The organism is Dyella thiooxydans, from assembly GCF_001641285.1.
GTDB lineage: Bacteria > Pseudomonadota > Gammaproteobacteria > Xanthomonadales > Rhodanobacteraceae > Dyella_A > Dyella_A thiooxydans.
In genome coordinates this window covers 117896-138792 of the sequence record NZ_CP014841.1, presented here as the reverse complement: position 1 = coordinate 138792, position 20897 = coordinate 117896, and the positions used below count along the sequence as shown (strand labels likewise).

The window sequence follows — 20897 nt, the reverse complement described above, 5'->3', positions numbered from 1 at the left end:
TACTCAGGCGCCGAGCGCGTCGGCGATCGATCCGGCCATGGCGATGCCGCTCTGGAACGCGTTCTCGACGCGGGCGCCGAGGCACCAGTCGCCGCCCGCCCACAGGCCGTCCGCGGGATCGGCGAGGAAGGGCCGGCCCAGCGGCTGCATGGTCATCGCGTAGCGCCAGCGGTGGGCCCGGGCAAACACGGGCGACGGCGGTGCGGGGAGCTGCGCGGCGAGCGCGGCCAGCAGCCACGACACCACTTCGTCGGGTGTGCGCTCCAGGTGTTCCTGGCTCCACGCGGGCGAGGCGTGCACCACCCAGCGGTCGATGCCGTCGTCCCCGCCGAACCGGCTGGCCTGCCGCGCGAGCCACGCCACCGGACCGTGGTCCAGCCGCGCGGCCTCGAACGGCAGCTCCCATGGCGTCCCCAAGGCCAGCATCAGCGCCCAGCACGGCGCGACCGCCACCGCGCCCAGTGCACCGGCCAGCGGCGACCCGGCCCGTTCCAGCAGCTCCCGGGCCTGCGGCGCCGGCGCGGTAATCGCCACGGCATCGAATCCGTCGAGGCAGCTGCCCTCGTCCAAAGCGAGCCGCCAGCGCCCGTCGTGGCGCGACAGCCCGGCGACCGTCGCCTGCAGCCGGATGTCCACGCCCACGGCCAGCGGCTCGACCAGGCGCTTCATGCCGTCCTCGCCGATCCACCAGGAACGGGCCGGCGCGTCGGTACGGGGCGCAAGCCGCGGCGACCAGGGCCGCACGGCACCGGACCGTGCCCATGCCTCGAGTTCGGCGGCGAAATGCGGATCGCGAGCGGTCACGAACTGCGCGCCGTGATCGAAGCGATCGCCGCGATCGGTGCGCCGCGTCGCGATCCGCCCGCCCAGCCCGCGGCTCTTCTCCAGCACCCGCGGGGCGAGGCCGCGCCGGTGCAGTTCGCGCGCGCAGGCCAGGCCGGTCATGCCGGCGCCGACGATGGCGATGCGCGGGGACGATGAAGCGGGCATGCAGAAAACTCCGGCGCTGGGGGAACGGTGCCGGGATGGCTCTGGCGATCCCCGCGGGGATCGCCAGAGCACACCGGCCCCTCGCATACGCACGGCGGCCCGCGGTGGACGCGGGCGGCGGGATCTCAGGCGCGCACCAGGTACTGCACGCTGAACATCCGTTCGGGGTCCAGCCAGACCTCGCGCACCGCCAGCCCGGCGCGATGGGCGAGCGCGGCGAAATCCTCCAGCGAGTACTTGCAGCTGTACTCGACCTGCATCGCCTCGTTCTCGCGGAAGCGCACCTGCTGACGCCCCACGCGCACGACCTGGTCCTCGCTGCTGAGGATGTGCGTCTCAATACGGCCGGCCATCGGGTTGTAGCGCGCGCGATGGCGGAACCGGCGCAGGTCGAAGTCGCTGCCGATCGCCCGGTTGACGTGGGCGAGCATGTTCAGGGTGAACTCGGCGGTGACGCCCGCCGCGTCGTTGTAGGCGGCCTCCAGCAGCGCCGTGTCCTTCTTCAGATCGACGCCGATCAGGATGCCGCCGCTCTCGCCCATTTCCGCACGCATCTTGCGCAGCAGCACGGCGGCATCGGCCGCCTCGAAGTTGCCGATGGTGGATCCGGGAAAATAGATCACCGTCCTGCGCGTGGCGCGAGGGGCGATCGGCAGGCGCAGCGCGCGGGTGAAGTCCGCGCACAGCGGCTGCATGGCGACGTCGGGAAAGCGCTCGCCCAGGCGCTGCACGCTCTGTCGCAGCGGTTCCGGGGAAATCTCCACCGGCACGTAGGCGACCGGCGAGGCCAGATGCTCCAGCAGCAGGTCGGTCTTGATCGCGTGGCCGCTGCCGTATTCCACCAGCCTCACGTCCGGCCCGAGCGCGGCAGCGATCTCTGCGCCGTGCGCACGCATCAGCGCGATCTCGCAACGCGTGAGGTAGTACTCCGGCTGCTCGCAGATCGCCTCGAACAGTTCCGACCCGCGCTCGTCGTAGAACAGCCAGGAAGGCAACCGCTTTGGTGTGGCGGCCAAGCCGCGCTGCACCACTTCGAGGATGAAATTGTCGGGGGGGCGACGATCGTCGTCGCGCAGCCAGGTGGCCTGGAGTGTGCTGCTCATAAGTCCTTTCCGAGTCGGATCCCTGCGAACTGCCAGCGGGCATGGGGAGGGAAGAAGTTGCGATAGCTTGCGCGCACGTGGTCGCACGGCGTGACACAGCTCCCCCCGCGCAACACCCACTGCCCGTTCATGAACTTGCCGTTGTATTCGCCCAGCGATCCCGGCAGCGGCCGGAACCCGGGATAGCTGACATAGGGCGAGGCGGTCCACTCCCACACGTCGCCGAACATCTGGCGCAGTCCTTCGCCCGGCATGGTGGCCTGCGGATGGAGGCGCGCCTGCTCCTGCAGGTTGCCCTGCACCGGCAGCCCAGCGGCCGCAGCCTCCCATTCGGCCTCGGTCGGCAGGCGCATCTCGGCCCAGCGCGCGAACGCGTCGGCCTCGAAGTAGCTCAGGTGGCACACCGGGGCTTCGGGATCCAGCGGCTGCACGCCGCCGAGGGTGAATTCGCTGGCCAGGTCGTCCTGCCAGTAGAGCGGGCGCTGCCAGCCCTCGGCCTGCACCGTGGCCCAGCCGTCGGACAGCCACAGGCCCGGATCGAGGTAGCCGCCGTCGTGCACGAAGGCCAGGTACTCGGCGTTGGTTACGAGCCGGTTGGCCAGCGCGTGCGGCTGCAGCAGCGCGCGATGACGGGGCGTCTCGTTGTCGAAGGCGAAACCCGTTCCGCCGTGGCCGATCTCGACCACGCCCTCGCCGCCGGACAGGAAGCGCAGCGGCTGGGATGGCGACGACCGCGCGACCCAGCCGTCCGGGCGGTACGCCGGACGCAGCGGGTTACACCACAGCGCATGCTTGATGTCGGTGAGCAGGAGTTCCTGGTGCTGCTGTTCGTGGTTCAGGCCCAGCTCCACCAGGGCGGGAAGGTCCGGATCGTCGCCGGCTTCCAGCCATTCGCCGACCGCCTCGTCGACGTAACAGCGGTAGTCGAGCACCTCCTGCAGCGAGGGACGGGACAACAGCCCGCGCCGGGGTCGGGCGTGCATCGGGCCCACCGACTGGTAGTAGGAGTTGAACAGCACCATCCAGCCCGGGTGGCGCGGCACATAGCCGGGGCGGCGGGACAGCACGAACTGCTCGAAGAACCAGGTAGTGTGCGCGAGGTGCCACTTGCCCGGACTGGCATCGGGCATCGACTGCACCATCATGTCCTCGGGCGACAGCGGCGAGGCCAGTGCGACCGTGACCTGGCGGATGCGGTCGAAACGCGTGCGAAGAGACGTGTCGGCGGACAGGCCCGGCACCTTCATGGTGCGCACCGGAGGCCGAGAGCATATGAACGGGAACGACGGCCGAAGCGCGGGAGCATGCAGAATGCCGTGCAGGGAACCGAACACGGATTGTCCTGCACGGGACGTTCAGATCCTGTGATCCGCGGTTGGCCGATAGTGGACACGCGCATGCATTCCGTGTTGCATGCCTCACCGTATTCCCTGCCGATCGCGAGGTGCCCCCGTGAGAATGGCCATCATCCTTCCTGTCCTGGCGTTGGCGACGAGCACCTGCGCCGCCGCACAGGTCACACCGGCCCGCGCACCGTTGCGGCCGATCAGCGAATGCATCCGTGTCGACCAGATCAATGAGTGGCACATCGTCGACGACCGCACGGCCACCGTACGCACCGGACCCAGGCGCTACGTGGTCGGGCTACAGGCCCGGTGCCCGCGACTGGGGCAGCCGCCGGCCGGACTGATCTTCCACCCCAACCGCTCGAATCTCGCGCTGGGGGTGTATCGCATCTGCGGTGAGGTAGGCGAAACGGTCAGCTCGCACCACCAGCCACCCTGCGCGATCCAGTCGGTGCGGATCGTCGACAAGGCGGAGTTCGACCGACTTTCGGCGAAAGCGCGACGCAGCGGCAGCGCCGCCGACCAGCCCACCACCAAGCCGTAGGCCTTGAACGAAAAACGCCCGGCCATGGCCGGGCGTTTGGGGGGCGTATCTCGTCCCGTCGGACAGCGGATCAGTCGCCGTCGTCGTCGTAGCCGTCGTCACGGACGTAGCGGGTGTCGTACGGATCGCTGTAGACCACGGTCCGGGTGACCACGCGCCGCTCGACCACCGGACGATCCTCGTAGATCACCGTGGTGCGCGGGCGGGTATAGACCACCGGGGCGTCGTAGTACACCGGGCGCGGATTCACCGCTGCGTCGATCAGACCGACCATCGCACCGGCGACCAGCGCACCGGCGATCCAGCGACCGCCCTCCCAGTGACCGCCACGGTGATAGCCACCGTGATAGTAGCCACCGTGGTAGCCGTGATAACCACCGCGGTACCCATGCCCCCAGCCGCCGTGACCCCAGCCATGCGCGCTGGCGGCGAATGGCATGGCCAGCGCCGCGGCGATCATCACGCCGGCGGCGGCGAGTTTCTGTTTGCCAAGGATGCCAGTCATGCGAGCTACCTCCTTCGAACCTGGAGGCCATGCTCGGCTCCGGCCACTTAATCGCCACTGAAAATTCATCGCCGCTTGATTCTTGCGCTGTCCCACGGATTTTCGTTCGACGGACCGTGCAGGCGCAGCAGCCAGCAGCCGTGGATGTCCGCCCGGCGGGCGAAATCGAACGGGATGCTCGGCCCGCTCCAGTCCTCGATGCTGAACCGCTCTTCCAGCGCCGCGCGATCGAGCGCGAAGCGGCGGAAATTGTTCGAGAACACGATCACGCCGCCGTGCGCCAGCCGGTCGCCGCAGGCGTTCAGCAGGGCGACGTGGTCGCGCTGCACGTCGAAATCCTCGGCGCGCTTGGAGTTGGAGAAGGTCGGCGGATCGACGTAGATCAACCCGTAGCGCTCGCGGTCGGCGCGCAGGAAGGTCATCGCATCGGCCTGCATCAGCCGATGCCGCGCGCCGCTGAAGCCATTCAGCGCGAGGTTGCGCGACGCCCAGTCCAGGTAGGTGGCCGACAGGTCCACGCTGGTGGTGTCCTGCGCACCACCGGCCGCGGCATAGACGCTGGCCGTGGCGGTGTAGGCGAACAGGTTGAGGAAGCGTCGCCCCTGGGCCAGCTCGCGCAGCTTCGCCCGCACCAATCGGTGGTCGAGGAACAGGCCGGTATCCAGGTAGTCGGTGAGGTTCACCAGGAAGTGCAGACCGCCCTCCTCCACCTCGACGAACTGGCCCTGCTGGTCGAAATGGCCGTACTTGGAGCCGCCCTTGCCGCGTTCGCGGGTCTTCACCGCGACATGGTCGCGCGGCACTTCGAACACCTCGCCGGCCACCCGCACCAGCTCGCGCAGGCGGGTCTGCGCCACCGCCGGGGGTACCTCGACCGGCGCGCGGTATTCCTGCACGTGCAACCAACGATCACCGCCGGCACCGCCGTAGACGTCGATCGCCGCGGCGTACTCCGGCAGGTCCTGGTCGTAGGCGCGCCAGCAGGCGATGCCCTCGCGCTCCAGCCGCTTGCGCAGGTGGCGGACGTTCTTCTCCAGCCGGTTCTTCACCATCTGCGCGCCGGGCGACAGCGGCTTCGGCTCGCGCGCCACGGTCTCGCGGGCGTGCAGCTCGAAGGTAAGCAGCACCGTCTCCAACGCCCCGTTGTAAAGCGTGTATTTCTTGTCCGCGCGCAGCGGCATGGCCCGACCCAACTCGGCGTCGCCGGCCAGCACGGCGGCACGCCAGCCCGCAAAATGCGCGCGCAGGGTTTCGCCCAGCGCGCGATACAGCTGCGGCATCTGCTCGCGCTCGCCCAGCCGTTCGCCATACGGCGGATTGGTGATCACCAGGCCGCGCGTCACGCCTGGCGGCGGCGCCGCATGGGTGGCGTCATGGCGGTCCAGCGTGAAGAAGCCGGCAACGCCGGCGGCCTGCGCGTTGCGCTTGGCGGTCTGCACCATGCGGGGGTCGGCATCGGCGCCGAAGAAGCAGGCGCGCAGCGCGCGCAGACCGGCTTCGGCGCGCCTACGCGCCTCCTCGTGCAGACGCTTCCACAGCGCGATGTCGTGCTGCGCCCAGCCGAGAAAACCGAAGTACTCGCGATGCAGGCCCGGCGCCACGTCGGCGGCCATCCACGCGCCTTCAATGAGCAGCGTGCCCGAGCCGCACATCGGATCCAGCAGCGCACCACCCTCGGCGTAGATCTGCGGCCAGCCACCGCGCAACAGCATCGCCGCGGCCAGGTTTTCCTTCAGCGGCGCCTCGCCCTGCATCTCGCGCCAGCCGCGGCGATGCAGCGGGCTGCCGGAGAGATCCAGCGACAGCGTGGCGCGGTCCCGGCGCAGGCGCACGTTGATGCGCACGTCCGGCTCGTCGGTGACCACGTCGGGGCGCTGGCCGGTGCGCTGGCGGAACTGGTCGACCACCGCGTCCTTCACCCGCTGGGCGAGGAACTGGCTGTGGTTGAGCTTGCTCTGCGTGGTGTGCGCGTCGACCGCCAGGGTGGCCCGCTCCGACAGGTGCGCGGACCAGTCCACCGACTGCACGCCGGCGTACAGCGCCTCGTCGGTGGCCGAGTCGAACTCGGCCAGCGGCAGCAGCACGCGACTGGCCAGGCGCGACCACAGGCAGGCGCGGTAGGCGGTCTCCAGCGTGCCGCTGAAGCGCACGCCCGAGAGCGCCTCGTGCACGTCCTCGGCACCGAGCGCGACCAGTTCGTCTTTCAGCAGGTATTCCAGGCCCTTCGGGCAACTGGCGAAGAACGCAGTCATGCGCGGCCCGCCACGTGCTCGAGGAACAGTCGGAACTGCCCGGCGATGGCGTCCACGCTCTCGGACAGCCGGTGATCGTCGTCGAGGATCAGCAGCGGCAACTGACGCCGTTCGGCGAAGGCGTACATGTCGTCCAGCGGGCAGAGTTCGTCGCGCCAGCCGTGGATCAGCACGGTGGGGACGTCGGGGGAGACGTCGAAATCCACCTCGCAGCCGGGGATGGACTCCGGCGTCGCCATCAGGAACAGGCCCGCCACCGGCTGCTCAAGCGAGGCCAGCCCGGAGACGAAGGCGCCCATGCTGGAGCCGACCAGCACCGGCGGCACCGGCTGCGCCCGGATCAACGCCTCCAGCCGTGCCAGCCGCGGTGCCACCGAGCCGGCCAGGCCGAGCGCGTCGTCCTCGCGATAGTCGGGACGCAGGGTGGACCAGCCCAGCGATTCGGCCAGCCGGGCCAGCGCGCTGACCTTGGTGGCGTCGGGGCCGGATTCGGCACCGTGCGAGAGGATGATCGGGGGGCGCATGGCGGCGACTCGGCGTGGCGGGTCGTTCATGATACCGCGGCACCGTGCGAGACTCCCGCGCATGCCCGTCACCGTCCACGACCATTTCCTGCCCTACGTCGACCGCCTCGAAGCGCGCCCGGCCGACGCCGTCACCCTGGTGGTGATCCACTGCACCGAGCTGCCCGACCTGGCGATGGCCCGCGAGTACGGCGAGCGCGTGCTGCACGACAGCGGCACCGGCAACAGCGGCCACTACTACGTCGACCGCGACGGCCGCATCGAACGCTACGTGCCCGGCACCCGCGTGGCGCACCACGTGCGCGGCTGCAACCCGGCGTCGATCGGCATCGAGCTGGTCAACTCCGGGCGCTACCCCGACTGGTTCGACTCGCGCCACCAGGCGATGGACGAACCCTACCCGCCTGCGCAGATCGCAGCACTGAAAGCGCTGCTGACGCAGCTGCGCGCCGAGTTTCCGGCACTGCGGCAGATCGCCGGCCACGAGGACCTCGACACCGCCCGCGTGGCGGCCAGCGACGATCCGTCGCTGCAGGTGCCGCGCAAGCGCGATCCCGGTCCGCGGTTTCCGTGGGACGAGGTGCTGGCCGGCGCGGAGCTGGAGCGCATCCGCGCCTGAGCACGCCTAGGGCGGGCGCTTCATCGGGAAGCGGTCGCGCGTGGTCGAGTACCACAGGCCGCCCATGCGCCCGACGAGGTCGAGCTTTTCGGGGTCGACATGACGCTCATCGGCCATCACCGCATCGTCGATGTGGGCCAGCAGCACGCGCGCGAAGATCAGGAAGTGCCGCGGGCTCTCCGCCGGGTACGGCGTGATGCTCTCCACCTCGCATTCGAACGCGACCGGAGCCTGCAGCAGTCGCGGCACGGCGACGCGGGTACCCGGCACCGTCTCCAGACCGTTCACCTCGATCTCGCTGACCTCCGGCGGCAACGTGGCGGCCGTCTCGTTCATCACCGGCGCCATCGCAGCGTTGACCAGATGGATCACCAGCTGTCCGGTCTCACGCGCGTTGACCAGGGTGTCCTTCAGCCGCCCACCGGGATTGAGTCCGACATTGACCATCAACGTCGGCGGCTGGTCGCAGATCACCTGGAAGAAACTGAAGGGTGCCAGGTTGGCCACGCCCGCGGCGGAAACCGACGAAACCCAGGCGATCGGCCGCGGCGTCACGGTGGCGGTCAGCCAGCGGTAGGCCTCCTCGGCGCTGAGGCCGGCCAGGTCCAGTTGCATCGTGGGGGTGTCCTTCGCGGGAAGCAGGCGCGCAGTCTAGCCTTCGCCGACCGTTCCGAGCGGTCGGATGGCACGCTCCAGGCGTCGCACTGCGTCAGGCGAACGCGTCGAGCAGGCCCACCGCACTGATCGTCGCCGGGGCCGCGGCCACCTCGCCGATCGCCGCATCCGTCGCATCGCCGGCGCCGCCGGACGACGAGGATGAGCGGTTGCTATCGCCGCCTCCGGCCGACTGCTGCCCGACCTGCGCCTGCCCCAGCGAAAGGCCCTGCTGGGCCAGCAGCGTGTCGAGCTGCGGCAGGGTCTGCTGCAACGCATGCACGGTCGCCGGGTGCTGGGCCGCGAAGGTCACGTCGACCTGCCCGTTGTGCTGCACGCTCACCTTCACATCGAGCGAGCCGAGCTCCTCTGGATGCAGCTTGATCCGCGCCTGCTTGATGTCCTGCCCACCGAGCCAGGCCACCTGCTGGCCGAGCTGCTGGGTGAAGTCGGTACTGCCGACCTGGCCGGTGATGGTGAGCGCGTGCGGCGCCACCGCCAGCGGCGCGGAAGCGGCCGGTGAGCTGGCCTGCATCAGTCCGGCCAGCGCATCGATGCTGGTCTTGTCGTCCTGTCGCATGGCGGCCTTCGGCAGGCCGGAGGCGAACAGATCGTTGAAGGAGGCCAGACCCTGCAGGGTCTGCCCCGTGCCGGTCGCTGTCGGGCTGGCGTCGGTAGCGGTCGTGCTGTCGCTGGCCGTGGCAGCGGCCGCGGCCGGATCGGTGCTGCCGGACACAGTGGCGCCGGCCGTGGGCGAACCGCCCAGCGACGCCTTCAGAATGCTTGCCGCCATGACCTTGGCGGCGCCGCCGGTGACGACCGAGGCATTGGCCGGCATGGCCTGTCCCAGCAAGGCGAGCATCGCGCCGGCGACCGAAGCGGCGCCGCTGGCCGATGCGTCGTCGTCGTGTGCTGCCGGTTTGTCGGTCGAGGCGTCGGAAGAAGTATCGGCATCGCCGTCGGACGGAGGCTGGGCCTTGACGCCAGCGACCAGCGACGTGGTGGTCGCGGCGCTGCCCTGATCCGCCGCCGTTTTCGCCGTGTCCTTGGGATCGGCGGCCTTCGCCTGGCTGTCCGCGCTCTTCGGCGTCGGCTTGCTGGCGCCGGTATCGGTGTGGCTTGCGGTGTCGGGGGCGGACCGGGCCGCGTCCCTGCCGGACTGCTGCTGACGGGCGGCGTCCAGGTGGCTGTCGAAGACACGGGCCGCGTCAGCGGAACCGGCGCGGGACTCGCTGGCCGGAGCGGCGGCGCTGGGCGTGGCAACGGAAATCTTGGGAAGCGGTGCGGTGGCGGGCATGGTGACCTCGTCGGAAATTCGTCGCGGACGACGTGTTACAGGCTGGGCAGCAAGGTTCGCGCCAACGGGCGCATGGCGGTCAGCGCGAGAGCCCCGGCGGGCGGCGGTGCTGCATGCGTTCGTCCACATCGGACTGCTCGCGCCGGTCTTCGGCCTTGCGCTCGGCTTCGCGGTAACGGCTCACCACGCTGTCCAGCGCCTTCTCCCGCGCGTGCGCCTCGCGCCAGTGGCCGCGCGCATGCTCCAGGTGACGCTGCTGGCGCTGCACCTCGGCCACCTGCTGGGCGATCGCCTGATCGATGCGGTCGATGAACTGCTGCAGGTTGAGCAAGGCCTGCACGCTGGTACCGCCGGCCTGGGCCGAGGCGTAGTCGTGCCGGTAGCGCTTGAGTTCCTCCAGCTGGTGTTCGGCGCGGGCCAGCTTCTGCTGCTGCTCGGCCAGCCGCTGCATGGCCTGGTCGCGGCGGTCGTGCGCCTGGTCCACGGCCGGCTGCAGGCGGTCGGCGCGCGACCTCACGCCTCACCCTCGCCAGTGAGCGCACACAGCGCCTCGATGCCCTGGACCAGGGTCGCCGGCTCGTCGACCTCCTGCTGCAGGAACGCGCGCAGCCGCGGCCACATAGCGATGGCATGGTCGACCTGCGGATCGGAACCCTTCTGGTAGGCACCCACCGCGATCAGGTCGCGCTGCTGGCGGTAGGCCGAATAGATCTGGCGGAAGCGCTGCGCAGAGCGCAGGTGCTCGCGGCGCACCACCGCCGGCATCACGCGGCTGATCGACGCCTCGATGTCGATCGCCGGGTAGTGACCGGCCTCGGCCAGGTCGCGCGACAGCACGATGTGGCCATCGAGGATCGCACGCGCCGCATCGGCGATCGGGTCGTGGCGGTAGTCATCACCTTCGGTCAGCACGGTGTAGAAGGCGGTGATCGAACCGCGACCCTCGGCATCGTTGCCGGCGCGTTCGACCAGCGCCGGCAGCATCGCGAACACCGACGGCGGATAACCCTTGGTCGCCGGCGGCTCGCCGATCGCCAGCGCGATCTCGCGTTGCGCCTGGGCGTAGCGGGTCAGCGAATCCATCAGCAGCAGCACGCGCAGCCCACGGTCGCGGAACCATTCGGCGATCGCGGTGGCGTACTGGGCGCCACGCAGGCGCTTGAGCGGCGGCGCGTCGGCAGGGGCGGCAACGATCACCGCGCGGCGGCGCCCTTCCACGCCCAGCGTGTGCTCGACGAATTCCTTCACCTCGCGACCGCGCTCGCCGATCAGGCCCACCACCACCACGTCGGCATCGGTGTACTTGGTCATCATGCCCAGCAGCGTCGATTTGCCGACGCCGGAACCGGCGAACAACCCCAAACGCTGGCCGCGGCCGACGGTGAGCAGCGCGTTGATCGCACGCACGCCGGTGTCCAGGCGGGTGTCGATCGGCTTGCGCTCCATCGGGTTGATCGGCTCGGCCTTCAGCGAGGCCTGCTCGTCGGTATCCAGCGGCCCCATGCCGTCCAGCGGCAGGCCGTCGGCACCGACCACGCGACCGAGCAAACCCTGCCCCACCGGCAGGCCGCCGGCGTGGGCGCACGGGCGCACCCGGGCATTCGGCAGCACGCCGTGCATCTCGCCCACCGGCATCAGCAGCAGGCGTTCGTCGGCGAAGCCCACCACCTCGGTATCGAGCTGGTCGCCGTCGGCGGCGTCCACCAGACAGCGCGAGCCGAGCGCCGCTTCGCAGCCCTCCGCCTCGAGCGTCAAGCCGACCACGCGGCGCAACCGGCCTTCCACGGTCAGGGTGTGCGCCAGCTCGGCGCGCCGGCCGCGACGGGCGAGCCGTTCGCGCCAGTGTTCGCTGCGCCGGGCCTGCAGGTCCGGACTCACCGCGAGCTCCCGTCGCGCAGTGGCCGACGACGGGCCTGGACCGAAGGGAAATCGCGCCGCGGGTGGGCACCCGTGGGACGGGGGGATCGCTTGGGCCAACCTGCCACGCCGTCGGGGGAGGCAAACGGGGAGGTTGGCTTCGCGGGGACCCACCAGCGGCGCGAAACGGAGAGGCCGCGGCAGCAACGCCGCCACAGCCTGCGAAGCAGGATCAGACGCAGGTACACCGTCACGCGGCCAGCCACCTGCGACCGGCCCGAGCGGGCATCGCGACGGGCGAGGCGCGCGGCCAGGCGGGGATCGCCCGGCAAATCGGCCAGCACCACCCAGCCGGCCTGCGGCTGCGCGGCGCCGTACATCGCGCGATGTCTCGGGGTGGCCGGATGGGCGGCCATCGAGACGACCTTGCTGGCGTGAGCGGGACGGGTCATGCCGTCACCTCGTCACCGCCGTCGTCGTCCGAGCCGATGCCCAGCACCGCGTCGACGATGGCGGCCAGGCGGGTATCGACGCGGGCATCCAGTCGCGAGCGCTCGCTCTCGAGCGCGCAGTCGCCCCGCGAGAGCGCCGGATCGGGCAGCAGTTGCCAGTGCTCTTCGGCCACCTGGTGCTCGCGCAGCACCGCCAGGTCGTCGGGATGCACGCGCACGCGCACCTCGCGGGCCGCGGACGGCAGCGCCCGCGCGGCCTGCTGCACGGCCTGCACGATCAGTGCCGGCGAGGTGACCAGCTCGTGCGCGATCACCCGGCGGGCGATCACCGTGGCCAGTCGCGCCAGTTCCTGCTCGGTCGCCTCGTCGAGCGCTTCGAGCGGGCGCGCAGCGGCATCCAGCAGCGTCTCGAACTGCCGCACCATGGCTTCCCGCTCGCGCTTCGCGTCGGCCAGGCCCTCGGCGCGACCGGCGGCATAGCCTTCCTCGCGCGCCTGGCGCTCGAGCGCTTCCAGTTCGGCGACGGTCGGCGGGCCACCCTCTTCCGGCGCCGACTCGGCGGCCTGGCGATCCACGACCGACGGCAGCTCCCAGCGCTGGAACCCGCTGAACGCGTCGCGAATGATCTGCGCGGCCATCAGACGAAGTCATCCCCGCCGGCAGAGAGCGTCAGCTGACCGGCATCGGCCAGGCGACGGGCGATCATCAGCACTTCCTTCTGCGCCGCATCGACCTCGCTCACGCGGACCGGACCGGACACTTCCAGATCGTCGCGCAGCATGTCGGCGGCGCGCTTGGACATGTTCGCGAAGATCTTTTCGCGGATGGCCGACTCGGCCCCCTTCAACGCCACCGTCAGGCGCGCCGACGGCACTTCGCGCAGCAGCGTCTGCATGCTGCGGTCGTCCAGCTCGGCCAGGTCGTCAAAGACGAACATCAGCTCCTCGATTTTGCCGCCCAGGCCGGCATCCTGCGTGCGGATCGCCGACATCAGTTCGGCCTCGCGACTGGACTCCATCGAGTTGAGGATGTCCGCGGCCGCCTTCAGGCCACCGACGCTGGCCGACTTGAGCTTGTTGGAGCTGCCGGAGAACTGGCGCTCCATGATCTCGTCCAGCTCGTTCAGCGCATGCGGCTGCACGCCGTCGAGCGTGGCGATGCGCATGATCGCGTCCGAGCGCGTGCGCGGCGGCAGGTAGCCGAGCACCTCGGCCGCCTGGTCCGGTTCAAGATGGGCCAGCACCAGAGCGATGATCTGCGGATGCTCCAGGTTGATCAGCTCGGCGATCGCCCGGCTCTCCATCCACTTGAGCGACTCCAGCCCCTTGCTGGAGCGACCGAGCAGGATGCGATCGATCAGGCCGCCCGCCTTGCTCTCGCCCAGGGCGTTGGTGAGGATCTTGCGGATGTAGTCCTCGGTGCCGACGCCCAGTGCGGTCTGGTGGCCGACGTCCTCGTTGAGGCGGTTGAGCACGCCCTCGACTTCGTTGCGGCTGACGCTGGTGAGTCCGGCCATCGCCGAACCGACCGCCTGCACGTCGCGCGCGGACAGGTGCTTGAGCACCTCCGCGGCATCCTGCTCACCCAGCGTGAGCAGCAGGATCGCGGCCTGGCGGGCGCCGTCGGAAACCTGCTCAGCCATTGTCGCCCACCCAGTTGCGGACGACCTGCGCCACCTGCTTGGGGTTCTCGCTCACCATGCGCTTGGCCATGTTGATCTTCTGCTCGTAGGCAATCGCCTGCCCGATGCGGGCCGGTTCATCCTCCGGAATATCGGCGACCTGCACGGAAACTTTCGGCATCGGCGAGGGCAAGGCGTTCGCCTCTTCGACCGGGCGGCCCGGACCGCGGCTCAGGCTCTTGAGCAGCGGCCGCAGCAGGCCGAAGGCCACCAGCAGGGCGACCAGGATGCCGCCGCCCTGCTTGATCAGGTCGAGCATGCCCGGGCGCTGCCAGAACGACATCGTCGGCTCGCTGGTGTCGTCGGCGCTGGGGTCGCGATGGAACGCCTGGTTGACCACGCTGACCGTGTCGCCGCGCGCGGCGTTGAAGCCGACCGCATTCTTGGCCAGGTCGGTCAGGTGGGCCAGTTCCTGCGGACTGAACGGCTCGCTCTTGGCGTCCTTGCCGGTACCGACGGTCTTGTTGTCGACCACTACCGCCACGCTCAGGCGCGCCAGGCGACCGGCCGGATCGGTGACGTGGCTGATGGTGCGGTCCAGCTCGAAGTTGCGGGTCGCGCTGGAAGAACTCTCGGTCGGCGTGGATGCGGTCGAACTGGTGGCGGCCGCACCGTTCGCACGCGCCTGCGGATTGGCCGCGGTGGGCTGCGCGGGGGTGTTCGGCGGCTGGTTGCTGAGCGCGCCCGGCACGCCGTTGTTCGTGTTCGCGTCGGTGCGTTGCTCGCTGCTGGTCTGCTCGCTGCGCAGCGCGGGATGATCGTGGTCGTAGGTTTCCGACGCCTTCTCGGTCTGGCTGAAGTCGAGGTCGACGTAGACCTGCGCACGCACCTTGCCCGGGCCGACCAGCGGCGTCAGCAGTTCCTCGATGCGCTCGGCGTAGGTGTTCTCGATGCGCGTGGCCAGTCGCAACCGGGTATCGCCGACCGATGCGGCGCTGTCCGGGGCGTCGCCGGTGAGCAGCTGCCCCTGCTGGTCGACCACCGACACCTGCTTGGGGTCGAGGTCGGGCACGCTGGCGGAGACCAGGTGCACGATCGCCGCCACCTGGCTGGCGTCGAGCTGGCGACCGGGGAACAGCGACACCAGCACCGAGGCGCTGGCCTGATGGTTGTCGCGGATGAACGCCGACGGCTTGGGCAGCGCCAGGTGCACGCGCGCCGAACGCACCGACTGCAGGTTGGCGATGGTGTTGCCCAGGTCGGTCTCGAGCATCTGCTGGTAGCGCGTGCGCTCGGCCAGGTCGCTCATGCCGAACGGCGAATCGGCGCCCGGGACGGTGGTGGCATTGGCGCTGCCCTGCGGCAGGCCCTGCCCGGCCAGGCGCAGGCGGATCGAGGCCAGCTGCGACTGCGGCGCCATGATCGACGCGCCGTCGGCGCTGAGCGTGTAGGGCGTATTGGTGGACTGCAGCGCCTGGGTGATCGCGGCGGCGTCCTTCTGGTCCAGCCCGGCGTACAGCAGTCCGTAGTTGGGCGAGCGCGACCACAGCACCACGGCCACGCCCATCGCCACGGCCAGCGCCACGCCGACCAGCAGCATCAGTTGGCGCGAGGCCGGACTGCGCGCGATGTCGCGCAGGTCCAGGCGCGCGGCGGGGCGATCGCCGTCGACCTTCGGTTCCGTGGGGGTCATGCCGCCGTCTGCCATGGGGGGTGCTCGCTATCGGGGATGCGGGGTGGGGAGAGCCGCGCTCAGACCGGCATGTTCATGATGTCTTTGTAGGCATCGACCAGCTTGTTGCGGACCTGGGTCATCGCGTTGAGCGAGAGGTCGGCCTTCTGGATCGCCACCATCGTGCGGGCGAGGTCGGCACCCTTGTCGCCACGCTCGAACGCCGCCGCCATGCGGCCGGCTTCGGCCTGGCTGTCGCCGACCGCGGCGATCGACTGCCGCAGCACCGCGCCAAAGCCGCCACCGGGGATCGCCGCCGGCGACGTGGCCGGCATCGCGGTGGAGGAAAACGCCACCTCCGGCGAACGCACCTGCGTGGACATCTGGCGCATCTGGGAAAGCAGGTTGTTGACGTCGATCGTGCTCATGACGGATTTCCAACGCGTGACGGGTTCCAGTGCCAGTGCTGCACGATGCGTGCCATCCAAGCGGATTGCTAAGCGTCAGGCCGCCAGGCCGTTCTGCAGGCCGTACTTGCGCAGCTTCTCGACCAGGGTCGTGCGCTGCATGCGCAGCAGCTTGGCGGCATGCGCCACCACGCCGCCGGTGGCATCCAGCGCCTGTCGGATCAGCCCGACCTCGATGTCGGCCAGGTAATCCTTCAGGTCGATGCCGCCTTCCGGCAGCAGCGCCGCGTCGTTGACCGCGCGGGCAGCCTCGACCACCGGCGTGTCCATCACCTCGAGCAGGCGGTGGCCGCTCGGCTCCTCCACCGCGACGTTGCCGCGGTAGCGCTCCGGCAGCTCGCCGGCGCGGACTTCGGCATGCGGATAGAGAATGGCCAGCCGCTCGACCAGGTTGCACAGCTCGCGCACGTTGCCCGGCCAGCCGTAGCCGCGCAGGGTCTGCAGCGCACCGGCGGAGAACTTCACCGAGCCGACGCCGCGGCTCTCCAGGCGCTGGTTGAACTCTTCGATCAGCACCGGCAGGTCTTCCAGCCGCTCGCGCAGCGCCGGCAACTCCAGCGGGAACACGCTCAGGCGGTAGAACAGGTCCTCACGGAACTTGCCGTCGACGATCGCCTGCTCCAGGTTGCGGTGGGTGGCGGCGATGATGCGCACGTCGCAGCGCTGGGTCTTGTTGCCGCCGACGCGCTCGAACACGCGCTCCTGCAGCACGCGCAGCAGCTTCACCTGCATCGGCAGGCTCATGTCGCCGATCTCGTCGAGGAACAGCGTGCCGCCCTCGGCCAGTTCGAAGCGGCCCTTACGGGCGCTGATCGCGCCGGTGAAGGCACCCTTCTCGTGGCCGAACAGCTCGCTCTCCAGCAGCTCGGCCGGAATCGCGCCGCAGTTGATCGCGATGAACGGCTTGTCCTTGCGCGACGAGCAATCGTGGATGGTGCGGGCGACCATTTCCTTGCCGGTACCGGACTCGCCCAGCACCAGCACGCTGGAATCGAACGGGGCGACCTGGCGGATCAGCGAATTGACGCGAGCCATCGCGCGGGACTCGCCGACGAAGCGCTGTTCGGTACGACGCACCCCCTGCAACGGTTTGCAGGCCTGGCGCACCGCCTCGGCAAACTGCTCGTAGCGCAGCGGGAAGCGGATCGCCACCACCCGGCCGGCGAATACGGCGCCGGGCGAAAGCAGGCGCGAGGCGAGCGGCGCGTCATCGGCCACCAGCACGACGGCCTGGCCGTCGCCGCCGAGCTGGTCGAGCTGCTGCTCCAGCAGGCATTCGTCCGTCACCTCGCCGACATAGATGCCGCGGCCGGTGCCGGCGACCGGCTGGTAGTCGATGCGCCGCGGATGGAACCCAAGGAACTGCAAGGCCGCCATGACAGAGTCTGACCGGGAGGGATTCGACTCGAAGACCAGGAAGTCCGTGTTGTCCATCGTGGTAACGCCTCTTGCTCGTGCTTCGGGTGGGAGCGGCGTGGGGTGGGGGAGCCGCTTTCAGTTTTCAGGGATGACGGTTTCCCGTCGCCCCTTGCCCGGAACAGGGAGCAAGAAGAAGGCCACGCATGCGGCGTTTTGCGGTAGATAAACGTCACCTGAAGCGACGTGTTTGGTCACCTCGCGTGAAGAGGCCGGAGCATCATGTGAAGTCGATCACGAAACGCTCGCGTAACCCCCGGATTCACGCGTTTTCATGGCGGGGGACGGTGACCAAATGTGGCACGACGAGTTGCCGACGCCGCCAAAAAAATTTCGCGCCGGCACCCCGGAGCGTGAATCGGATCACACTCGCCGGGCGTCACCTGCAATCGGTTGCAGGCTTTCCGCATCGTGATGACCCTTTCGGTCCGTCCAGGTCAGGTCAGGGACTGACGCGTCTCGGCAATTTTGCGCCTATGCGTGCGGAACACGAGGCGTTCCAGCGCGTCGGCGTGGGCCTCGCCGAGGGGGCGGAAGGCGAGAAACGCACGGCCGTCATCGAACGGACGTTCGAGCGAGGCGGGCAACTCCAGCACCAGGCTGGGACATACGTCGGGATGCAACCGCACGCAGAGATCCTGCCCGGCAGGCAGCAGGTCGGACGGCACCACGATACCCAGCGAATTGAAGCGAACGGCCCGCCGCGGCGGGAGGCTGCCGACCGGTTGCAGCGCGCGCCCAACCAGCTCGACCAACGCGTTCAGCTTGGCATCCAGACGCGCCAGCTCCTGCATCACCGGGCCGTCGTCCTCGGGTTCCGGACGTCGTTCCTCCAGCGCCGCGATGCTGGCCATCGCGGCCACGTTGCGCTCGGCCAGCCGCGCCAGCGAGGCGGTATCCTCATCCACGTCACGCGCCGTCACCGCCACGCGCAGTTGGTCGGCGACGCTGACGCGCTCGGAAAATTCGGACCACAGGGCTTGGGACATGTCGATCTCCCGCGGAACCGCCGATGCATCGGGCGGCAATGAACGGCGCACTGCGCTCAGGACGAACCGGCGGCAGTGATGTAGGCGCTCACGGCGCGGTGGCCGGTGCGGGCGTGCGCCCGCTTCTGCTCCACCGCCTCACGGGCCGCCGCTGCCAGACCCAGCAATTCCTGCTGATCCTGGTAGAGCCGGCGCAACGCCATCAAGCCAGCCGCATTGACCGGCGCCTGCCGCAACAGCCGGTCGCATTCGGCCTGATGGGCCGTTGCCGCGGCCCAGTCGCCCTCGCGGGCGCTGGACAGCATCAGGGCGCTGAGTTCCAGCGCGCGCTGCAGATCCGGGTGAGCGACGGATTCCATCAGCCCTTCTGCGCCTCCGCCTGCGCCAGATAGGCGCCACGGATGCCCTGCCAGCCTTCGCGCACCGGAGCGAGCAGGCGCGAAGCTTCGTCCAGGGCGGACAGGTCATCGTGCAACTGGGCATACAGCAGCCGACGGATGACGTACTCGTACAGCGACTCCAGCCGCTGGCTGAAGGACGGATCCACCTTGTGGTCGAGGCTGTCGCGCAACTCCCCGACGATCGCCACCGCCTTGGAGATGCAGGTGCCCTTGGCCGCCACGTTGCCGTGCTGGACGTGCCCGCGGGCCTGCGCGATGCGGTCCAGCGCGCCGTCGAGCAGCATGCCGACGAGCTGGTGCGGGTCGGCGCTCTCGACGCCGCCGGACACGCTGTTCTGCTGGTAGAGGGCGCTGGCGTGGCGCATCGGTCCGTAGGTCATGGGGTGCTCCGTGAAATCACTTACTTGGTCTTGGTGTAGGTCGCTTCCAGCGCGGCCAGCTGGCTGGTGAGGTAGCTGCTGGTGTTGTTCAGCTGCGACATCAGCGTGTCCAGCGCGTTGTACTGCTGCAGCAGCTGCTGCTGGTACACGCTCATGCGCTGGTCGAGCTGGGTCTGCTGGGTGCCGAGCTTGGTCAGGCTGTCGTTGAGGCTCTGCTGCCGCGTGGCGATCACGCCACTCGAACTGGTGAAGCCGTCCAGGGAGGAGTTGAGCTTGGTCGCATAGCCGTTGGTGCCGGAAAACAGGTCCTGCACCGCCGAAGGATTGCTGGACAGGGCCGCGTTCAGCTTGTCGCTGTCCAGCGCCAGCGTGCCGTCGGCCTGGCGCGTGATGCCCAGCACCGCCAGCGAGCCGATGCTGTTGCCGGCCACCTTGCTGCTGAGCACGCTGGAAATCTGCCGCTGCACCGAGTTCAGCGTGGTGTCGCCCAGCAGGATGCCGGCCTGGCCGGTGGTGCTGTCGTAGCTGGAGAGCGTGCCGACCGTCTGCTGGTAGCTGTTGTACGCGTCGACGAAACCCTGGATGGCATCGGTCGCCGCGCTGTTGTCGCGGGTGACGGTCAGCGTGGTGCTGCCCGGCGCCGTCAGGTTGAGGGTGACGCCGTCGATCGCGCCGCTGACGCTGTTGGTGGCGCTGGTGATGGCGATGCCGTCCAGGCTCAGACTGGCGTCCTTGGCCTCATTGGAGCCGGCCGTATTCAGCTGGGTGGCCAGCGTCGACAGACCGCTGCTGCTGCCCGAGCCGGCGGTCACGGTGAAGCCGTTGGCCACGCCGGTCTTGGCCGAGCTGAGCAGCAGCTGGGCGCCGTTGGCGCCGTTGACCACGGTCGCCTCGACGCCGGGATTGCCGGACGCGCCATTGATCTTCGCGGCGATGTCCGAAATCGTGTCGGTGGCCGATACCGCCACGTCCACGCTGTTGCTGCCCACCGCCAGGGTCAACGTGCCGTCGCCCACCGCGGTGGCGGCACCGTAGGCGCTGCTGGCGCGCTTCTGCGCGGCCGCCAGATTGTTGACCACCAGCGAGTAGTTGCCCGGCTGGGCGCTGCTCAGGGTGGTGGCGCTGCCGACCGTGGTATCGGCAAGGGTGGCGCCGAAACTCTGGAACGTGCTGGTGAGGGTGAGCTTGGACAACGCCGACTGCAGCGAAGTCAGCCCGCTCTGCAGCGAGGCCAGGCCCGCCAGGGTCGCGTTGGTCTGGGTCTGCCGGTCGGTGATCTGGGCCTGTGGCCCCGCCTTCTTGGCATTGACCAGCGCGGTCACGATGCTGTTGACGTCCAGGCCCGAGCCGATGCCCGCCGACGACAGCACGGCGCTGCCGGTGCCACTGGTCGACGTCGTGCTGCCCGAAGAGCCGGTCGAGGTGCTGGCGGTGCTGGTCGAGGTGAGGCCGCTGATGGTGGTCATGCCGGTACCCGTGGAAATTTTGACGGTTGGCGGACGAATTCACGTCCACCGGGGCCTTTCTGCAAGAACCTCGCCAGCCGCGCGGAACGCATCTCCGATGCGGCCGCAGGATCGCCTGCGGACGTGCCACCGTCCCTTGCACTCGGTATCGGCAGGGCCGTCGGATACTGAAGCGGTCCACACTCGTCCGCCGCACGCTGGAGGGGGTGGCGCGGACCCCCGGGGATTCCGGCACGGGCGCCGGCCGCCGCGTCGGTGACGAAAAGAAAACGGCGGCATCGAACCCGTCGATGCCGCCGTGGATTTCTTGCTGTCGGAGCCAGGAGCCGCCGAAGCGGCCCC

Annotated in this window: 22 protein-coding genes; 2 read left to right on the top strand and 20 right to left on the bottom strand. The window is 69.6% G+C overall.

From position 1 onward, the window contains the following. Nucleotides 1-3: 3 nt before the first annotated feature. From ATSB10_RS00625 to egtB, 3 genes are all read right to left on the bottom strand, one after another. On the bottom strand, nucleotides 4-990 hold the full coding sequence (locus ATSB10_RS00625) for an NAD(P)/FAD-dependent oxidoreductase (protein ID WP_063669954.1): 987 nt from the start codon (nucleotides 988-990) through the stop codon (nucleotides 4-6). A gap of 125 nt (nucleotides 991-1115) precedes the next feature. Further along, complete coding sequence (egtD, locus tag ATSB10_RS00620) at nucleotides 1116-2093, bottom strand: L-histidine N(alpha)-methyltransferase (protein WP_063669953.1); 978 nt, start codon at nucleotides 2091-2093, stop codon at nucleotides 1116-1118. Continuing rightward, nucleotides 2090-3340, bottom strand: coding sequence for an ergothioneine biosynthesis protein EgtB (gene egtB / locus ATSB10_RS00615; protein WP_063669952.1), 1251 nt, complete (start codon nucleotides 3338-3340; stop codon nucleotides 2090-2092). The genes egtD and egtB overlap by 4 nt, the downstream gene beginning before the upstream one ends. 211 nt (nucleotides 3341-3551) lie before the next feature. On the opposite strand from egtB, the gene ATSB10_RS00610 reads away from it, so the two are divergent. Next, nucleotides 3552-3983: a DUF6491 family protein gene (locus tag ATSB10_RS00610; RefSeq protein ID WP_063669951.1), complete on the top strand. Its 432-nt coding sequence runs from the start codon at nucleotides 3552-3554 to the stop codon at nucleotides 3981-3983. Nucleotides 3984-4053: 70 nt separating this feature from the next. Here the strand turns inward: ATSB10_RS00610 and ATSB10_RS00605 are convergent, their stop codons facing one another. From ATSB10_RS00605 to ATSB10_RS00595, 3 genes are all read right to left on the bottom strand, one after another. Then, nucleotides 4054-4488, bottom strand: coding sequence for a hypothetical protein (locus ATSB10_RS00605; protein WP_063669950.1), 435 nt, complete (start codon nucleotides 4486-4488; stop codon nucleotides 4054-4056). Nucleotides 4489-4553: 65 nt separating this feature from the next. After that, nucleotides 4554-6740 carry a bifunctional 23S rRNA (guanine(2069)-N(7))-methyltransferase RlmK/23S rRNA (guanine(2445)-N(2))-methyltransferase RlmL gene (gene rlmKL / locus ATSB10_RS00600; RefSeq protein WP_063669949.1) on the bottom strand — a complete coding sequence of 729 codons (2187 nt, stop codon included), beginning with the start codon at nucleotides 6738-6740 and terminating at the stop codon, nucleotides 4554-4556. After that, nucleotides 6737-7264 (bottom strand): alpha/beta hydrolase, encoded by a 528-nt coding sequence (locus ATSB10_RS00595; RefSeq protein ID WP_063669948.1) that lies wholly within the window; start codon nucleotides 7262-7264, stop codon nucleotides 6737-6739. Before ATSB10_RS00595 ends, rlmKL begins: the two co-directional genes overlap by 4 nt. A 61-nt stretch (nucleotides 7265-7325) precedes the next feature. On the opposite strand from ATSB10_RS00595, the gene ATSB10_RS00590 reads away from it, so the two are divergent. Further along, nucleotides 7326-7883, top strand: coding sequence for an N-acetylmuramoyl-L-alanine amidase (locus tag ATSB10_RS00590; protein WP_063669947.1), 558 nt, complete (start codon nucleotides 7326-7328; stop codon nucleotides 7881-7883). Between the two features lie 6 nt (nucleotides 7884-7889). On the opposite strand, the gene ATSB10_RS00585 is transcribed toward ATSB10_RS00590, so the two are convergent. The 14 genes from ATSB10_RS00585 to fliD form a co-directional block, all read right to left on the bottom strand. Then, entirely contained in the window at nucleotides 7890-8498 is a 609-nt protein-coding gene (locus tag ATSB10_RS00585; RefSeq protein WP_063669946.1) for a flavin reductase family protein, read from the bottom strand. Nucleotides 8499-8592: 94 nt separating this feature from the next. Beyond that, nucleotides 8593-9834: a flagellar hook-length control protein FliK gene (locus ATSB10_RS00580; protein ID WP_063669945.1), complete on the bottom strand. Its 1242-nt coding sequence runs from the start codon at nucleotides 9832-9834 to the stop codon at nucleotides 8593-8595. A gap of 79 nt (nucleotides 9835-9913) precedes the next feature. After that, nucleotides 9914-10351 (bottom strand): flagellar export protein FliJ, encoded by a 438-nt coding sequence (gene fliJ, locus ATSB10_RS00575; RefSeq protein WP_063669944.1) that lies wholly within the window; start codon nucleotides 10349-10351, stop codon nucleotides 9914-9916. Continuing rightward, complete coding sequence (fliI, locus tag ATSB10_RS00570) at nucleotides 10348-11712, bottom strand: flagellar protein export ATPase FliI (protein WP_063669943.1); 1365 nt, start codon at nucleotides 11710-11712, stop codon at nucleotides 10348-10350. The genes fliJ and fliI overlap by 4 nt, the downstream gene beginning before the upstream one ends. Continuing rightward, on the bottom strand, nucleotides 11709-12143 hold the full coding sequence (locus tag ATSB10_RS19125; RefSeq protein ID WP_157468952.1) for a hypothetical protein: 435 nt from the start codon (nucleotides 12141-12143) through the stop codon (nucleotides 11709-11711). Before ATSB10_RS19125 ends, fliI begins: the two co-directional genes overlap by 4 nt. Then, nucleotides 12140-12781 (bottom strand): flagellar assembly protein FliH, encoded by a 642-nt coding sequence (locus ATSB10_RS00565; protein WP_063669942.1) that lies wholly within the window; start codon nucleotides 12779-12781, stop codon nucleotides 12140-12142. Before ATSB10_RS00565 ends, ATSB10_RS19125 begins: the two co-directional genes overlap by 4 nt. Next, nucleotides 12781-13785, bottom strand: coding sequence for a flagellar motor switch protein FliG (gene fliG / locus ATSB10_RS00560; RefSeq protein WP_063669941.1), 1005 nt, complete (start codon nucleotides 13783-13785; stop codon nucleotides 12781-12783). Before fliG ends, ATSB10_RS00565 begins: the two co-directional genes overlap by 1 nt. Further along, the gene (gene fliF / locus ATSB10_RS00555) at nucleotides 13778-15472 is read right to left on the bottom strand and encodes a flagellar basal-body MS-ring/collar protein FliF (protein ID WP_063669940.1); all 1695 of its coding nucleotides are present in this window, start codon (nucleotides 15470-15472) and stop codon (nucleotides 13778-13780) included. Before fliF ends, fliG begins: the two co-directional genes overlap by 8 nt. 44 nt (nucleotides 15473-15516) lie before the next feature. After that, nucleotides 15517-15864, bottom strand: coding sequence for a flagellar hook-basal body complex protein FliE (fliE, locus tag ATSB10_RS00550; RefSeq protein WP_017461979.1), 348 nt, complete (start codon nucleotides 15862-15864; stop codon nucleotides 15517-15519). 75 nt (nucleotides 15865-15939) lie between these two features. After that, on the bottom strand, nucleotides 15940-17337 hold the full coding sequence (locus ATSB10_RS00545; RefSeq protein WP_063669939.1) for a sigma-54 dependent transcriptional regulator: 1398 nt from the start codon (nucleotides 17335-17337) through the stop codon (nucleotides 15940-15942). 419 nt (nucleotides 17338-17756) lie between these two features. Beyond that, nucleotides 17757-18308, bottom strand: a complete 552-nt coding sequence (locus ATSB10_RS00540; RefSeq protein WP_063669938.1) for a PilZ domain-containing protein — start codon at nucleotides 18306-18308, stop codon at nucleotides 17757-17759. Nucleotides 18309-18364: 56 nt separating this feature from the next. Next, complete coding sequence (gene fliT / locus ATSB10_RS00535) at nucleotides 18365-18667, bottom strand: flagellar protein FliT (RefSeq protein ID WP_017461982.1); 303 nt, start codon at nucleotides 18665-18667, stop codon at nucleotides 18365-18367. Further along, nucleotides 18667-19089, bottom strand: coding sequence for a flagellar export chaperone FliS (fliS, locus tag ATSB10_RS00530; protein WP_017461983.1), 423 nt, complete (start codon nucleotides 19087-19089; stop codon nucleotides 18667-18669). Before fliS ends, fliT begins: the two co-directional genes overlap by 1 nt. A gap of 20 nt (nucleotides 19090-19109) precedes the next feature. Continuing rightward, nucleotides 19110-20555 carry a flagellar filament capping protein FliD gene (fliD, locus tag ATSB10_RS00525; RefSeq protein WP_063669937.1) on the bottom strand — a complete coding sequence of 482 codons (1446 nt, stop codon included), beginning with the start codon at nucleotides 20553-20555 and terminating at the stop codon, nucleotides 19110-19112. Between the last annotated feature and the right edge of the window lie 342 nt (nucleotides 20556-20897).